Genomic DNA, 14,336 nt, shown 5'->3' with positions numbered 1-14,336 from the left:
TTACTACTTGACGGCACCCACGGCGATGCCGCGTGTGAGGGTCCGCTGGAAGACGAGGAAGAAGACGATGGCGGGCAACACACCGAGCAGGGCAGCCGCGTTGGTCATCGTGGCGTCCATCAGGCGCTGGCCCTGGAGGACGCCGAGGGCCACCGACACGGTCTGGTTGTCGTTGGAGATCAGCATGACCAGGGGGAGCAGGAACTCGTTCCAGGTCCAGATGAAGAAGAAGACCAGCAGGACGCCGATCGTGGGGCGGCTGACCGGGACCACGATCCGCCACAGCACCTGCCACTTGTTGGCGCCGTCGATCCGGGCCGCTTCGAGGATCTCGCGCGGGAACTGGCCCAGCACGGAGGAGAGGAGATACGTGCCGAACGCCGCCTGGATCACCGTGAAGACGATGATGACGCTCAACCTCGTGTCGTACAGGCCGACTTGCTTGCTCAGGTAGTAGATCGGGTAGACCAGCGCCTCCTGCGGCAGCATGTTGGCGAGGACGAAGAAGGCCAGGACCCAAGTACGGCCCCGGATACGGCCGATGCCGATCGCGTACGCGTTGAGGACGGAGAGGGCGGCGGCGAGGAGGGCCACCGAGCCGCTGATCAGGGCCGAGTTGAAGAGTTTCTGGCCGTAGTCGACGCGCTGCCAGAAGTCCTTGAGGCCGTCCAGGTAGACGCCGTTGGGGAGGCTCAGAGGGCCGTGTTCCGAGTACTCGGCCGGTGACTTCACGGCGTTGACGACGACGATCAGGAACGGCACGACCATGAAGAGGGCCGCGAGGCACAGGGCGATCAGTACGGGGTAGCGGCGCAGGGCGGTCGTCATGTTCGGGCCCCTTCCTCGGCGTCCTCCGCGCGGGTCTGGAGTTTCAGGAAGGCGATGGAGAGCACCAGGATGATCACCGTCAACACCGTTGATATCGCGGCTCCGTAGCCGACCTGGGTCTTCTCGAAGAACGTGGTGAAGGAGAAGTAGGACGGGACGTCGGTCGCGCCGCCCGGGCCGCCCTTCGTGAGGACGTACACCGCGCCGAACACCTTGAGCGCGGCGATCGTGCACCAGGTGAGGACGACGTAGATCTCCGGGCGGATCTGCGGCAGCGTGATGTGCCAGAAGCGGCGCCACCAGCCGGCGCCGTCCAGCTCGGCCGCCTCGTAGAGCTGCGGGTCCACGCGTTGCAGGCCGGCCATGAACACCACGAGCGGGAAGCCGAGTTGGACCCAGACCATGACGCCCATGACGCTGTAGAGCGCGATGTCGGGGTCGCCGAGCCAGTCCTGCTGCCAGGAGCCCAACCCGACTGCTTTCAAAAGGGCGTTGAGTGAACCGTTGTCGGGGGCGAGGATCCAGCTCCAGACGATGCCGGCCACCGCGATCGGGAGCACCTGGGGGAGGTAGAAGCAGGCGCGGAGGATCGCGGCGATGCGGGTGCCGAAGTGTTTGGCTATGTAGTCGAACAGGGCGGCGGCCAGGACGAGTCCGACGATCGTGGGTACGGCTGCCATTGCCACGACCATGAACAGGCTGTGGCGGAACGACGCCCAGAACTCCGCATCGTCCAGCAGGTCACGGTAGTTGGCGAGGCCGGTCCACTTGGGGTCGCCGACGCCCTGCCAACTCGTGAAGCTCACAGCCGTGTTCATCAGGAAGGGGATGACGATCACGGCGAGGGCGGCGAGGGCACCGGGGAGGAGGAAGAGGGCGTAGGAGTTGCGGGGGTGGGGGCTGTGAGGGTTGCGCGGGCCGGGGTGCCGGTTCCTGCGGGTGGCCCGCGCGCCCTTCTCGACGGCGACCGTCATGTCGACGGGACGCCCTTGTCGTACGCCTTCTGCAGGTTGCTGAGATAGGCGTCCGGCTTCTCGCTGTTCGTGATCAGCTTCTGGGTCTCGGAGACGAGGACGTCGTAGAAGCCGGGGACCGGCCAGTCCGGGTAGAAGGCCAGGCCGTCACGGGCGGAGACGGTGTTGAAGTTGGCGATGAGTTCCTTGGACTTGGGGTCGGTGATCGCGGAGGTGTCGGCCGCGACCGGGATGCCGCCCTTGTTGCCCATCAGGTTCTGGATCTTCTTCGACAGGGTGATGTCGATGAAGTCGTAGGCGAGTTGCTTGTTCTTGGCGCCCTTGGGGACGACCCAGATGTTGCCGCCGGAGCCGAGGGTGAGGTTCGAGCCGGGCCAAAGCGTCGTGTCCCAGTCGAACTTGGCCTCCGTCTGGAAGCGGCCGTACCACCAGCTGCCGGAGAAGAGGATCGGGGCCTTGCCCTGGATCCAGGAGACGCCGGCGTCCTCGGCCTTGGTGCCGCTGGAGGTCTTGGCGATGTAGCCCTTCTTCACCCAGTCGGCGAAGGTGGTCGCCGCGTACGTCCAGGCCGGGTCGTGGAAGTCCGTCTTGCCCTTGTACAGCTCGTACTTGTCGACCCAGGCGCGGTCGGCCTTCGAGAGGGCCAGTTGGTAGAGGTACTGCTGGGCCACGTACTCGGCGCCGGCGTTGGCGAGGGGGGTGATGCCCTTCGCCTTGAACTCGCCCAGGGCGGCGGTCAGTTCGTCGAACGTCTTCGGTTCGGCGATCTTGTACTTCTTGAAGAGGGCCTTGTTGTAGTAGACCATCGTGTACTCGCCGTAGTCGGTGACGCCGTACCACTTGCCGGAGCCCATCACTCCGTCGGTGTTGTAGACGTCTGTCGTGCCTACGCTCGCCGGGATCTTCTTGTCCCAGCCGCGTTTCTTCGCCTCGGCGGTGAGGTCTGTGAGCAGGCCTTGTTTCGAGAGCAGGCCTGCCGTCGCGTTGCCCTTGTTGTACTCCATGATGTCCGGGGCGTCGGAGGAGTTGAGGACCATGGGCGCCGTCTTCTGGATCTGCTCGAAGCCCTTTTCCTCGAACTTCACCTTGACGCCCGGGTGTTGGGCCTCGAACTCCTTGATGGCCTCGTTCCAGGCCACGCCCATCGCGCTGTCGGGGCCCTCGTAGTGCCAGAGCTTGAGGGTTTTGCTGTCCGAGGAGTTGCTGTCGGAGCCGCCGCAGGAGGTGAGGAGCAGGGATCCGGTGAGGATCAGTGCGGCTGTCGTTGCTCGCCGTTGTGTCGTCAGCATCCAGTGCCTCCAGGGGAGTCGGAGGGGATCGAATCGATTCGACGAGGAGTGTCGAAGCGCTTCGATGAAGGAAGGTATGTAGGGGCTGTGAGGGCGTCAATGGGTGCGGCAGGGATTGGGGCAAGCGGTTCGATGGGTTTGTGGGTGGGTGCGGGTCCGGTGGGGGCTGGTCGCGCAGTTCCCCGCGCCCCTAAGGGGTTGTCCTGCCCTGAACTCCAACCAGCAGGGCGCTTGTTGCTGCCGCAACTGGCAGCCAGAATGCCGCCGTTGGTGAGGCATGGTCCGTTGTCCAGCCCGCTGCCGCCGAGCCGCACGCGATTCCCAGTAGCAAGCCCGTCACCGCCAGGCTCATGCCTTCGTTCAACCTGCCCTCGGGGGTGCGGTGTTGGACGAGCGTCATTGCGGTGATCATGGTGGGGGCCGTTGCCATGCCTGCCGGCAGTAGGGCCGTCGCCAGTGCGGGGAGGGAGTCCAGCGTGCTTGCCGCCAGCAGGGGCAGGGACATCAGGGTGCTCATCGCCAACAGGCACCACCGCAGGCGGTGTTGTGGTGAGCCCGCCGGTTTCAGCCTGCCGTACAGCAGGCCCGCCGCGCAGGAGCCGGCCGCCTGGAGGGCCAGCACCGCGCCGCCCGCCGTGCGGTGGCCCGCCGCGTCCGCGTAGGCGAGCGTCGCTACCTCCATCGCGCCGAACACCGCACCGGTCGCGATGAAGCCGGCGATCAGGGGTGGGATGCCCGGGGCGCGGAGAGGTGAACTGCCCTTTGGGGTTGGGCTTGGTGGTGGTTCCGTGGCGCGCTGGGCCGTGAAGATCAGGATGCCTGTCACGAGCAGGACCGCCCCCACCAGCGTTCCCGCCTCCGGGAAGAACGTGCCGCAGAGGAAGGCCGCTAGCGCCGGGCCCAGCATGAAGCAGAGTTCGTCGGCCGCCTGCTCGAAGGAGTTGGCCATGTGGAGGGCCTCGGGGTCGTCGGCGAGGAGGTGGGCCCAGCGGGCGCGGGACATGCCGCCGGTGTTGGGGGTCGTCGCGGTGGCCGTGTACGCGGCGAACAGGGTCCAGTCGGGGGCGCCGTAGTGGACGCAGAGGAGGAGGGAGAGGGAGCCCAGTGCCGCAACTGCCGTTGCGGGTAAGGCCGTTCGGGACTGGCCGTGTCTGTCGGTGAGTCGGGCGATCCAGGGGGCGGTTGTCGCGGTCGCCGCCAAGCCCGTTGCCGTCACCGCGCCGGCCAGGGCGTACGAGCCCCGTGTGCCGGCGATCATCACGACCGCGCTCACGCTGAGCATGCCCGCGGGGAGGCGGGCGATGAGGTTGCCGGCGGTGAAGGCTCGGGTGCCGGGGAGGGTGAACAGGCGGCCGTAGGTGGGCTGTTGGGGCGTACGACGTGGCATGGGGCAAGCGTCGTCCGGAGTGGATCACCGGGTCCAACACCTGGTCCGGGTCGATTCACGCACCCGCGTTGTAGGTTCGCCGGATGCCTGCCCACCTGGACCCCCGGCTCCTCCGTGCCTTTCTCGTCGTAGCCGAGGAACTGCACTTCACCCGTGCCGCCGCCCGTATGTATGTCGCCCAGCAGGCGCTCAGTCGTGATGTGCGGCGGCTGGAGCGGGAGTTGGGGGTCGAGTTGTTCGTGCGGACCACTCGGCGGGTGACGTTGACGGCGGACGGTGAGCGGTTGGTGCCGTATGCGCGGCGGGTGCTCGGGGCGCAGGAGGAGTTGCTTGCCGCGTTCCGGGAGGCCGGGCCCCGGCCGCTGCTCGTCGATCTGAACCTGCCGGGTCTCCTCACCGGGCGCCGCGTGCTGCACCGGGCCCGTGAACTCGCCCCGGAGCAGGAGCTGATGGCTCGCTACGAGAGCGGACTGACTGGCGCGGTAAGGGAGTTGACGGCAGGGCGGCTCGATGTGTCGTTCGGGCGGTTCGCCGGGCTGGAGCCGGGGTTGCGGGCCGGGCTCGATCATCGGCTCGTGCGGTACGAGCCGATGGCGGTGCTGTTGCCCGAGGGGCATCGGCTGGCGTCGCTCGACGCGGTGCCGGTGGACGCGCTCGCGGGGGAGGTCGTGTACGCGGGGGCCGGGAATCCGCGTACTCCGGAGTGGACGGATCTCGCGCGTCGATTGTTCGAGGGGCGTGACATCGAGGTTGCGGCGCCCGCACCCATGGCCGTGGGCGAAGAGGAGTTCGAACGGGTCATGGCGAAGACGGGGACGCCGATTCTGGCCGTGGTGGATTTTCCGGCCATGCCCCGGACAGTGCTGCGGCCACTGGTGGACCCGGTGCCGTTGTCCGCCGTGTCGCTCGTGTGGCGAAAGGGGCTGGTGCACCCCGGATTCGATGCGCTTCGACGTGCTGCGGTGGAGATCGGCAACGCCGATGGATGGCTGCGTCGGCCGGTTGATGGATGGGTTCCAGCCATCGACGTGGACATGCTAAAAAGGAGAAAGTGACGCATCCCGTCACATGAAGTGCTCCCCGTGCGCTACCTTCAGGGCCTGAGCACGGTGTGGTAAGGGGGGCGCGAGGACCGGGTGGGGGCCCGGTTCGGCGGCGTGTGCTCAGGGTCGTCTGCGCACCCGGAACAGTCCCGTGGGGGGATGTGCGTGCGCATGGAAAAGTGGCGAGAAGACGCCCAACCGGAATGGCCCCAAGCTGCATCCGCGACCAGAGACGTACCGGTCATAGGCGGAGAGGCCGAGGAGGCGTTCCCGGACACCGAAGTGACCGGATCAGCCGGAGGAACCAGAGGACCAGAAATCCTGGAGGGCGGCCGGCATGCCGCCAAGGTCGGTCGAAATATCGGCACAGACGGTCGGCATGGCGGCGCGGATGGTCGTCATGCGGGCAAGGACAGCCGTCGTGCGGCCAAGGACGGTCGTCGTATACGGACCGGGTGGCCCGAGCCGCCCGCCGGCAAGGACGTATCCGCCATCGGTGCGGGAATCCTCGCCGATCCCTGGGGCGCGTCACCGGAGACGGGGACGGGAACCGGGACCGGGACGGGGGCCGGGGCTGAAGGGGGAGCGGCCGATCCCGACGAGGTGACCGTCCAGCTCGACGGGCGCGCCATGCACGCGGAGGCCGGGGGCAAGACCGGCACCGGTGCCGGCCAGGACGGTTCCGACCGGCCCGTCTTCGTCGACGAGTCCGGGCGTCGCAGCCGTAGGTACCGGCGGTTCGGTATGGCCGTCGGCATCGCGTGCGCGGTGTACGCCGTCGTCATCGTCATCACGTTGCTGTCCGGCAGTTCGGACGCGCCGTGGCTGCCGGTGCCGGGGCAGAAGGACGACGCGCCCGCGGGCAAGGTCGACACCTCGCCGTCGCCCGACCGGTCGGGGCAACCGTCCGGCGGCAGCGACAGCGTGGCGCCGGGGAACATCCCGACGGCGAGCGACGGTACGACCCCGTCGCCGGGCGCGAGCGCGAGCGGCACGGGCGGCGCGTCCGCGAAGCCCGGCGGCAAGACGAGCGCGTCCGCGTCGCCCGGGGCGTCCGCGAGCGGGAGCGCCTCGGCGCCGACGAACGGCGGTGCGAGCAACCCGGTCGTCCAGCCCTCGCGGTCGTCGACCGCGCCGTCGTCCGACCCGTCCCCGTCCGCCAGCGTGAGTACGCCGGTCGATCCGACACCGACCCCGAGCGCCACGACGGGCACCGGCACGGTGGCCGACGCGCCGAGCACCCCGTCGCCCGTGGCGCAGGGGCCGGTCGCGCCCTCGGAACCGGCCCCGTCCAAGACCCCGGAGCACATCGTCTGATGGCATCGCACAATCGCCGCCCCAAGGTCACGAAGCAGGCCCCGGGCGGCCGTCACGGAACAACTCCGGTTATATCCACGGGAGTTGGGACCGGCGCCCGGAACGGAGACCAGCCCGGTGCCGCGCCCGGTGCCGCGCCCGGTGTCGCGCCCGCTGTCGCGCCTCGCGCCGCGCGCGATCCCCGGCGCCGCCGGCTGTCCATGCGGTTCCTGCTGCCGATGCTGCTCCTCGTCGCGCTGCTGGCGATGATGATGCTGCGCGGCTATGTGCACAGCGAGATCCTGGCCGACCACCGCATCCGCCCCGAGGCGGCGACCAACAAGGTGCCGGACAGGATCCTCGACGGCGGCCCGGTCATCGACACCCGCAGCGGCCGTACGACCAGCCTGGACGTGCCCGACCACGACATCGTGCTGACCTTCGACGACGGCCCCGACCCGACCTGGACGCCCAAGGTCCTGGACGTGCTCAAGAAGCACAACGCGCACGCCGTCTTCTTCGTCACCGGCACGATGACCTCGCGCTACCCGGAGCTGGTCAAACGCATCGTGGACGAGGGCAACGAGGTCGGCGTGCACACCTTCAGCCACCCCGACCTGTCCTTCCAGTCCAAGAAGCGCATCGACTGGGAGCTGTCCCAGACCCAGCTGGCGATCACCGGCGCGGCGGGCATCCGTACCTCGCTCTTCCGCCCGCCGTACTCGTCGTCCGCCGACGCGATGGACAACCTGTCCTGGCCGGTGACCGAGTACATCGGCACGCGCGGCTACATCACGGTCGTCAACAACACGGACAGCGAGGACTGGCAGAAGCCGGGCGTCGCGAAGATCATCAGCAACGCGACCCCGCGCGGCGGCAAGGGCGCCATTGTCCTGATGCACGACTCGGGCGGCGACCGCCACGAGACCGTGCAGGCGCTGGACAAGTTCCTGCCGGAGATGCAGGCCAAGGGCTACAGGTTCGACAACCTCACCCAGGCACTCGGCGCGCGCAGCGCGCTCACCCCGGTGACCGGCGTCAACCTGTGGAAGGGCAAGGCGTGGATCTTCCTGGTCCAGGCCGCGGACGACATCATGGGCGTCCTGGTGGTGGGCCTGGCGATCACCGGCTCGCTCGTCATCGCCCGCTTCGCGCTGATGCTCCTGCTCTCCGGCATCCACGCCCGCCGGGTGCGCCGCAAGGACTTCGCGTGGGGCCCACCGGTCACCGAACCGGTCACGGTCCTCGTCCCGGCGTACAACGAGGCCAAGTGCATTGAGAACACGGTCCGTTCCCTCATGGCGAGCGAGCATCCCGTCGAGGTGATCGTCATCGACGACGGCTCGGCGGACGGTACGGCGAGACTCGTGGAGGCGATGTTCCTGCCGAACGTCCGCGTCGTACGCCAGGTCAACGCGGGCAAACCGGCCGCCCTCAACCGCGGCCTGGCGAACGCCAGTCACGACCTCATCGTCATGATGGACGGCGACACGGTCTTCGAACCGGCCACCGTACGCGAGCTGGTCCAGCCCTTCGGCGACCCGCGCGTCGGCGCCGTCGCGGGCAACGCCAAGGTCGGCAACCGGGATTCCCTCATCGGAGCCTGGCAGCACATCGAGTACGTGATGGGCTTCAACCTCGACCGCCGCATGTACGACATGCTCCGCTGCATGCCGACGATCCCGGGCGCCGTGGGGGCCTTCAGGAGAAGCGCGCTGGAGCGGGTCGGCGGCATGAGCGACGACACGCTCGCCGAGGACACCGACATCACGATGGCGATGCACCGCGACGGCTGGCGGGTGGTCTACGCCGAGAAGGCGCGGGCGTGGACGGAAGCCCCGGAGACGGTCCAGCAGTTGTGGTCCCAGCGCTACCGCTGGTCCTACGGCACGATGCAGGCGATCTGGAAGCACCGCGGCGCCTTGCTGGACCGGGGCCCGTCCGGCCGCTTCGGCCGCGTAGGCCTCCCGCTGGTGGCCCTGTTCATGGTGATCGCCCCGATCCTGGCCCCGCTGATCGACGTGTTCCTGCTCTACGGCCTGGTGTTCGGCCCGACGGAGAAGACGTTCCTGGCCTGGCTGGGCGTGTTGGCGATCCAGGCGTTCTGCGCGGCCTACGCCTTCCGCCTCGACCGCGAACGCATGACCCACCTCGTCTCCCTGCCCCTGCAACAGATCCTCTACCGCCAACTCATGTACGTCGTACTGCTCCAGTCCTGGATCACCGCGCTCACCGGAGGCCGCCTGCGCTGGCAGAAGCTGCGGCGGACGGGGGTCGTGGGGACGCCGGGGGGTGCGGTCCCGGGGGCGCGCAGCGGTAGCAGTAGTGACCGGAGGACTGTGGCATGACCCATGGATACACGGCGGGGACGGGCACGAACCCGGATCCCGAGTCGACGCCGGCGTACGGGATTCCCCAACAGCGGCAGCAGGAACGGGAGTTGGCACCGGAGCCGAAGAAGGCCAAGGGGGCGGGCGGCCGGGACCGCTACCTCGACCTCCTCCGCTCGATCGCCCTCGTCCGGGTCGTCATCTACCACCTCTTCGGCTGGGCGTGGCTGTCGGTCCTGTTCCCGTCCATGGGCGTGATGTTCGCGCTTGCGGGTTCGCTGATGGCCCGCTCGCTGAACCGTCCCGCGCTGGGTGTGATCAGGGGTCGGCTACGGCGACTGCTGCCCCCGCTCTGGGCGTTCAGCGCGGTCGTGCTGGTGATGATGTTCGCGAACGGCTGGAACCCGCTCAAGGACCCTGACCTGGGCGGCAGTTGGGGTGTGCTGAAGCTCTTCGACTACCTCGTGCCGTTCGGTGCGCCGCCGTATCCCGAGCATCTGGGTTCGGAGTCGGGTCTGTTGGAGAGCACGTGGGCGGACCAGGCGGCGGGCCCGTTGTGGTACTTGCGGGCGTATCTGTGGTTCGTGATCGCGTCGCCGTTGCTGCTGTGGGCGTTCCGCAGGATCCCCTGGGCGACGCTGCTGGCGCCCTTGGCACTGACGGCGGTTGTGGGCACGGGCCTGGTGACCATCCCCGGCGAGACGGGCAACGCGGTCTCCGACTTCGCGGTGTACGGCGGCTGTTGGGTCCTGGGCTTCGCGCACCACGAGGGCGTACTGAAGAAGGTCCCGCGCTACCTCGCGGTGTCGGGCGCGACCCTGATCATGGGCTTCGGGCTGTGGTGGGCGTCGGGTCATCTGGGCCCGGACGGCTGGGACTTGAACGACATCCCGCTCGCGCAGGCGGCCTGGTCCTTCGGCGTCGTGGTGATCCTGCTCCAGTACGCGCCGTCGTGGCAGACGTTGCCGGGCAGGCTGGCGAAGTGGGACAAGCTGGTGACCCTGTCCAACAACCGTGCCGTCACGATCTACTTGTGGCACAACCTCCTCATCATGGCCACGGTCCCGATCATCGACCAGCTGTACAACCTGCCGTTCATGGAGAGCGACGCGGCGACGTCGCTCCTCGACAAGGCGGACACGTTCCTGATGTTCCTGCTGATCTGGCCGCTCATCGCGGTGGCGATCCTCGCGTTCGGGTGGATCGAGGACATCGCCGCCAAGCGGAGTCCGAGGCTGTGGCCCAACGGGGTGGTGCGGGGCCGGAGTCGGCGGAAGGCGGCGTCTTCTTAGACGGCGACAGGTCCGTGCACAGGAACTCATCGATTGCCTCGTGCGGTACGTGCCGAGTGGGAGGCCCTGCCACAGCAACGGGGTCTTCGGACCTGAGCGGTGCGGTCCTTCGCCGATGCCCCCGGAGGGGACCCTCGCCGAGAAAATGTGACACTTCAGCGCCGAGTGTCACATTTCCGCGCCTAGCCCTCCTGACACCGGGCGTCCCCGCGCACCGCCTTCGAGGTCGGCGGGTGCTGTGTCACGGCGCATCGGTGGGGGTGGGAGTATCCAGGCGTTCGATCCGCCGTAGCACCGCGAGGTCCTCGCTGTCGGCCGGAGCCGTCATCACCATGAGGGTCTGTTGGGTGTCGGGGATGCGGAGGGTCTGCCAGTGGAGGGTGTAGCGGCCGGCCGCGGGGTGGACGAAGGTCTTGGTGCCGTGGCTCTGGTACGTGGCGTGGCGCTCGGCCCACCAGGTGCGGAAGTCGGGGTCGCGCAGCGACAGTTCGCCGATCAGTGCTGACAGGCGGGGCTCGTCGCGGCCCTCGGCCGCGGTGCGGACGTATGCGACGCAGATCCGGGCGATGCCCGACCAGTCCACGTAGCGCCCCCGCACGGTGGGGTCGAGGAAGAGCAGGCGCAGGAAGTTGCGCTCGCGCCGGGGGACGGCGGCGAAGTCGGTGAAGACCGCGGCGGCCGGCCGGTTCCAGGCGAGGACGTCGAGGTAGGGGCCGAGCAGTACGGCGGGGCTGTCGCGCAGGTTGTCCAGCAGCATCCGCGTGTGCGGGAGGACCTGCTCGGTGCGCGGGCCGCTCGGCGGCTGCCGGTCGCTCTTGTTGGCCAGCCGGTAGAGGTAGCTGCGCTCGTCCGGTCCCAGGCGCAGCGCGGTGGCGAGCGCGTCGAGGACCGCGGGCGAGGCGCCGGGCAGGCGGCCCTGTTCCAGGCGCGTGTAGTAGTCGGTGCTGATCGTCGCGAGCTGGGCCACCTCCTCGCGCCGCAGCCCCGGCACCCGGCGCGGACCGCCGGTCTCGGCGAGGCCGACCGTGCCGGGGTCGAGCTTGCTGCGGCGGGCCCTGAGGAAGGCCCCCAACTCCGTCCCCGGCTCCTCGGGACGGTGGCCGCTCGTGCTCATACCCGCCATTCTCTCCCGCGGACGAGTGAGCAACCTGGGCCAATTCCTTCCTAGGAAGAATCCTTCCCAGGAAAGAGTCCGCCCTGGTCAGCGGTGTGGAGTGGAGCAACGATGGAGGAAATCCCCCCGCTTCCCTCCCCGGATCACTGGATCCCCGGATCCCCGGAGCCCTGGACCAGAGGAGTCACCATGCGTCAGGACATCGGCTTCCGCAGCAACGGCCGCCACCTGCTCGGCCATCTGTACCTGCCCGACGAGCACACCGCGGGCGAGCGGCTGCCGGCCGTCGTGGTCGTCGGCCCGGCCTCCAGCACCAAGGACCAGGTCCCGGCGGTCTACGCCGAGCGGCTGAGCGCACTCGGGTACGCCGCCCTCGCCTTCGACCACACCGGTTACGGCGAGAGCGAGGGCTACCCGCGCAGCGACGAGGACCCGTTCGCCAAGATCGAGGACGTCAAGAACGCTGTCACGTTCCTGACCTCGCGCGCCGAGGTGGACGCCGCCCGGATCGCGGCGGTCGGTGTCTGCGCGGGCGGCGGTTACGCGCCCGCCGCCGCCGTGGCCGACCGGCGCGTCAAGGCCGTGGCCACCGCCAGCGGCCTGCCCGACCTGCGGGCCACCGTCCTGGCCGCGGGCGACTGGCGGGCGATCATGGGCGCTGCCCAGGGCGCCCGGGAGTCCTACCGGGCCACCGGCCGACCCGTCCACGTCCCGTTCCTGGCGGACGGTCCGCTCGACCCGTGGCGGGAGAACGGCAAGAAGTTCTACCTCAGCGACCGCAACCAGGACCCGAACTGGCGCAACGAGACCCTGCTGTGGTCCTACGACAAGATGGTCCAGTTCTCCGCGCTGGACACCATCGAACTCCTCGCCCCCACACCACTGTTGCTGATCGCCGGGACCGCGGCCGAGACCCTGGCCCAGAGCGAGGCCGCCTTCGCCAAGGCCCACGAGCCCAAGGAACTGTTCCTGATCGAGGGCGGCACCCACTTCGACCTCTACGACCGCCCCGAGTACGTCGGCCCCGCCATCGCCAGGATCGACGCGTTCCTCAAGCAGCACTTGTCGTAGGCGGGGGGGGGGGGGGGCAGGGGGGCAGGGGTGCCGTCACCTCACCGCGCCCACCTCCCGCCCGTGAGAGCAACGTTCCCTTCTGGTCACTCACAGCCACAGCGCGGAAACGCACCCTCCATACCTTCGGGACTCAGCACCGCTCGTTACCCCGTCGTAGGGGCACCCCCGAGCCCCGGACCACCGTGGAGGCGTCATGACAGCCCCAGTCCCCGCGCCCGCCCCAGCTCCAACTCCCGCCCCCGGCAAGTGGATCGAGCACTGGGACCCGGAGGACGAGACCTTCTGGCGGGAGACCGGCGAGAAGGTCGCCCGGCGCAATCTCGTGTTCTCCGTGCTCTCCGAGCACATCGGCTTCTCGATCTGGACCCTGTGGTCCGTGCTGGTGCTCTTCATGGGCCCGGAGTACGGGCTGACCCCGGCCGACAAGTTCCTGCTGACGTCGATGGTCACGCTGGTCGGCGCGGTCGTCCGGGTGCCGTACACCTTCGCGGTCGCCGTCTTCGGCGGGCGGAACTGGACGATCGTCTCGGCCAGCCTGCTCCTCATCCCCACCATCGCCGCGTTCGTGGTGATGAAGCCGGGGACCTCCTTCGACACCTTCCTCTGGATCGGCCTGCTGGCCGGCATCGGCGGCGGCAACTTCGCCTCCTCCATGACCAACATCAACGCCTTCTTCCCGTTGAGGAAGAAGGGTTGGGCTCTTGGGCTGAACGCCGGTGGGGGCAACATCGGCGTCCCCGTCATCCAGCTCGTCGCCCTCGCGATCATCGGGGCGAGCGGCGGGCCGCGCGTGCTGCTCGGGATCTACATCCCGCTCATCCTCGTCGCCGCCGTCCTCGCCGCCCTCTTCATGGACAACCTCACCTCCGTCAAGAACGACACCGGCGCCGCCAAGGACGCCGCGCGCGACTGGCACACCTGGATCATGGCGTTCCTGTACATCGGCACGTTCGGGTCGTTCATCGGGTACGCGTTCGCGTTCGGGCAGGTGCTTCAGGTCCAGTTCGGCCGTACGCCGTTGCAGGCCGCGTATCTCACCTTCATCGGCCCGCTGCTCGGCTCGCTCATCCGCCCGGTCGGCGGGTGGCTCGCCGACCGTTACGGCGGCGCGAAGATCACGCTGTGGAACTTCGTCGCCATGGCCGCCGCCACCGCGATCCTGGTCGTCGCCAGCATGCAGAAGTCGCTGCCGCTGTTCGTCACCGTGTTCATCGTGCTGTTCGTGCTCAGCGGGCTCGGCAACGGGTCGACGTACAAGATGATCCCCGGCATCTTCCAGACCAAGGCCCTCGCGAAGGGGCTCGAAGGGGACGAGGCCGCGGCTTACGGGCGTCGGCTCTCCGGGGCCTCCATGGGGCTCATCGGGGCCGTGGGCGCGCTCGGCGGGGTCGGCATCAACCTCGCCTTCCGGCAGTCGTTCCTCTCCTCCGGCTCGGGGACCGGCGCGTTCGTCGCCTTCCTCGTCTTCTACGGCCTCTGCTTCGGGGTGACTTGGGCCGTATACCTTCGCCGCCCGACCGCCCAGGCTCAGGCCAAAGCTTCCGCATCGGAGGCGAAGTCGCAGCTCAGCTATGCCGAGGTGTGACGTAACGCCGGCGACACAAAGCCGAACCGAGCCTGTCACGCACCGTTGACAGGCTCGTTCGGCATGTAGGCACCGGGTCATTCCATACACGACCGCGTGTACGACTACGTTCGGGACGAGAGCC

11 protein-coding genes are annotated in these 14,336 nt (G+C 68.7%); 6 read left to right on the top strand and 5 right to left on the bottom strand.

Annotated features, from left to right (window positions below):
* Positions 1 to 3: 3 nt before the first annotated feature.
* The 4 genes from OG407_RS21195 to OG407_RS21180 form a co-directional block, all read right to left on the bottom strand.
* Positions 4 to 828 (bottom strand): carbohydrate ABC transporter permease, encoded by an 825-nt coding sequence (locus OG407_RS21195; RefSeq protein ID WP_405860223.1) that lies wholly within the window; start codon positions 826 to 828, stop codon positions 4 to 6.
* Positions 825 to 1,802, bottom strand: a complete 978-nt coding sequence (locus OG407_RS21190) for a carbohydrate ABC transporter permease (RefSeq protein ID WP_405860221.1) — start codon at positions 1,800 to 1,802, stop codon at positions 825 to 827. Before OG407_RS21190 ends, OG407_RS21195 begins: the two co-directional genes overlap by 4 nt.
* Positions 1,799 to 3,091, bottom strand: coding sequence for an ABC transporter substrate-binding protein (locus OG407_RS21185; protein WP_405860219.1), 1,293 nt, complete (start codon positions 3,089 to 3,091; stop codon positions 1,799 to 1,801). The genes OG407_RS21190 and OG407_RS21185 overlap by 4 nt, the downstream gene beginning before the upstream one ends.
* A gap of 190 nt (positions 3,092 to 3,281) precedes the next feature.
* Entirely contained in the window at positions 3,282 to 4,478 is a 1,197-nt protein-coding gene (locus tag OG407_RS21180; RefSeq protein ID WP_405860217.1) for an MFS transporter, read from the bottom strand.
* Between the two features lie 83 nt (positions 4,479 to 4,561).
* On the opposite strand from OG407_RS21180, the gene OG407_RS21175 reads away from it, so the two are divergent.
* The 4 genes from OG407_RS21175 to OG407_RS21160 all read left to right on the top strand — a co-directional run bounded on the left by OG407_RS21175 (position 4,562) and on the right by OG407_RS21160 (position 10,439).
* Positions 4,562 to 5,533, top strand: coding sequence for a LysR family transcriptional regulator (locus tag OG407_RS21175; RefSeq protein WP_405860215.1), 972 nt, complete (start codon positions 4,562 to 4,564; stop codon positions 5,531 to 5,533).
* A 591-nt stretch (positions 5,534 to 6,124) separates the two neighbouring features.
* On the top strand, positions 6,125 to 6,838 hold the full coding sequence (locus OG407_RS21170) for a hypothetical protein (protein WP_405860213.1): 714 nt from the start codon (positions 6,125 to 6,127) through the stop codon (positions 6,836 to 6,838).
* Between the two features lie 200 nt (positions 6,839 to 7,038).
* The gene (locus OG407_RS21165) at positions 7,039 to 9,165 is read left to right on the top strand and encodes a glycosyltransferase (protein WP_405868515.1); all 2,127 of its coding nucleotides are present in this window, start codon (positions 7,039 to 7,041) and stop codon (positions 9,163 to 9,165) included.
* Positions 9,162 to 10,439 carry an acyltransferase gene (locus tag OG407_RS21160; protein ID WP_405860211.1) on the top strand — a complete coding sequence of 426 codons (1,278 nt, stop codon included), beginning with the start codon at positions 9,162 to 9,164 and terminating at the stop codon, positions 10,437 to 10,439. The genes OG407_RS21165 and OG407_RS21160 overlap by 4 nt, the downstream gene beginning before the upstream one ends.
* A 241-nt stretch (positions 10,440 to 10,680) precedes the next feature.
* On the opposite strand, the gene OG407_RS21155 is transcribed toward OG407_RS21160, so the two are convergent.
* Positions 10,681 to 11,553 carry a helix-turn-helix transcriptional regulator gene (locus tag OG407_RS21155; RefSeq protein ID WP_405860209.1) on the bottom strand — a complete coding sequence of 291 codons (873 nt, stop codon included), beginning with the start codon at positions 11,551 to 11,553 and terminating at the stop codon, positions 10,681 to 10,683.
* A gap of 189 nt (positions 11,554 to 11,742) precedes the next feature.
* Between OG407_RS21155 and OG407_RS21150 the strand changes: the two genes are divergently transcribed.
* Together OG407_RS21150 and OG407_RS21145 are read left to right on the top strand one after the other, a co-directional pair.
* On the top strand, positions 11,743 to 12,624 hold the full coding sequence (locus OG407_RS21150; RefSeq protein ID WP_405860207.1) for an alpha/beta hydrolase: 882 nt from the start codon (positions 11,743 to 11,745) through the stop codon (positions 12,622 to 12,624).
* A gap of 196 nt (positions 12,625 to 12,820) precedes the next feature.
* Complete coding sequence (locus OG407_RS21145) at positions 12,821 to 14,212, top strand: nitrate/nitrite transporter (RefSeq protein ID WP_405860205.1); 1,392 nt, start codon at positions 12,821 to 12,823, stop codon at positions 14,210 to 14,212.
* Positions 14,213 to 14,336 lie beyond the last annotated feature (124 nt).

The sequence above is a fragment of the Streptomyces sp. NBC_01515 genome, assembly GCF_045040345.1.
GTDB lineage: Bacteria > Actinomycetota > Actinomycetes > Streptomycetales > Streptomycetaceae > Streptomyces.
Note: the sequence above shows the minus strand (reverse complement) of the source record. Positions and strands in the feature narration are given on the sequence as shown.

Bases quoted from the DNA above. Each gene is read 5' to 3' on its own strand.
- OG407_RS21195 (WP_405860223.1), bottom strand. From the start codon at position 828: ATGACGACCGCCCTGCGCCGCTACCCCGTACTGATCGCCCTGTGCCTC.
- OG407_RS21190 (WP_405860221.1), bottom strand. From the start codon at position 1,802: ATGACGGTCGCCGTCGAGAAGGGCGCGCGGGCCACCCGCAGGAACCGG.
- OG407_RS21185 (WP_405860219.1), bottom strand. From the start codon at position 3,091: ATGCTGACGACACAACGGCGAGCAACGACAGCCGCACTGATCCTCACC.
- OG407_RS21180 (WP_405860217.1), bottom strand. From the start codon at position 4,478: ATGCCACGTCGTACGCCCCAACAGCCCACCTACGGCCGCCTGTTCACC.
- OG407_RS21175 (WP_405860215.1), top strand. From the start codon at position 4,562: ATGCCTGCCCACCTGGACCCCCGGCTCCTCCGTGCCTTTCTCGTCGTA.
- OG407_RS21165 (WP_405868515.1), top strand. From the start codon at position 7,039: ATGCGGTTCCTGCTGCCGATGCTGCTCCTCGTCGCGCTGCTGGCGATG.
- OG407_RS21160 (WP_405860211.1), top strand. From the start codon at position 9,162: ATGACCCATGGATACACGGCGGGGACGGGCACGAACCCGGATCCCGAG.
- OG407_RS21155 (WP_405860209.1), bottom strand. From the start codon at position 11,553: ATGAGCACGAGCGGCCACCGTCCCGAGGAGCCGGGGACGGAGTTGGGG.
- OG407_RS21150 (WP_405860207.1), top strand. From the start codon at position 11,743: ATGCGTCAGGACATCGGCTTCCGCAGCAACGGCCGCCACCTGCTCGGC.
- OG407_RS21145 (WP_405860205.1), top strand. From the start codon at position 12,821: ATGACAGCCCCAGTCCCCGCGCCCGCCCCAGCTCCAACTCCCGCCCCC.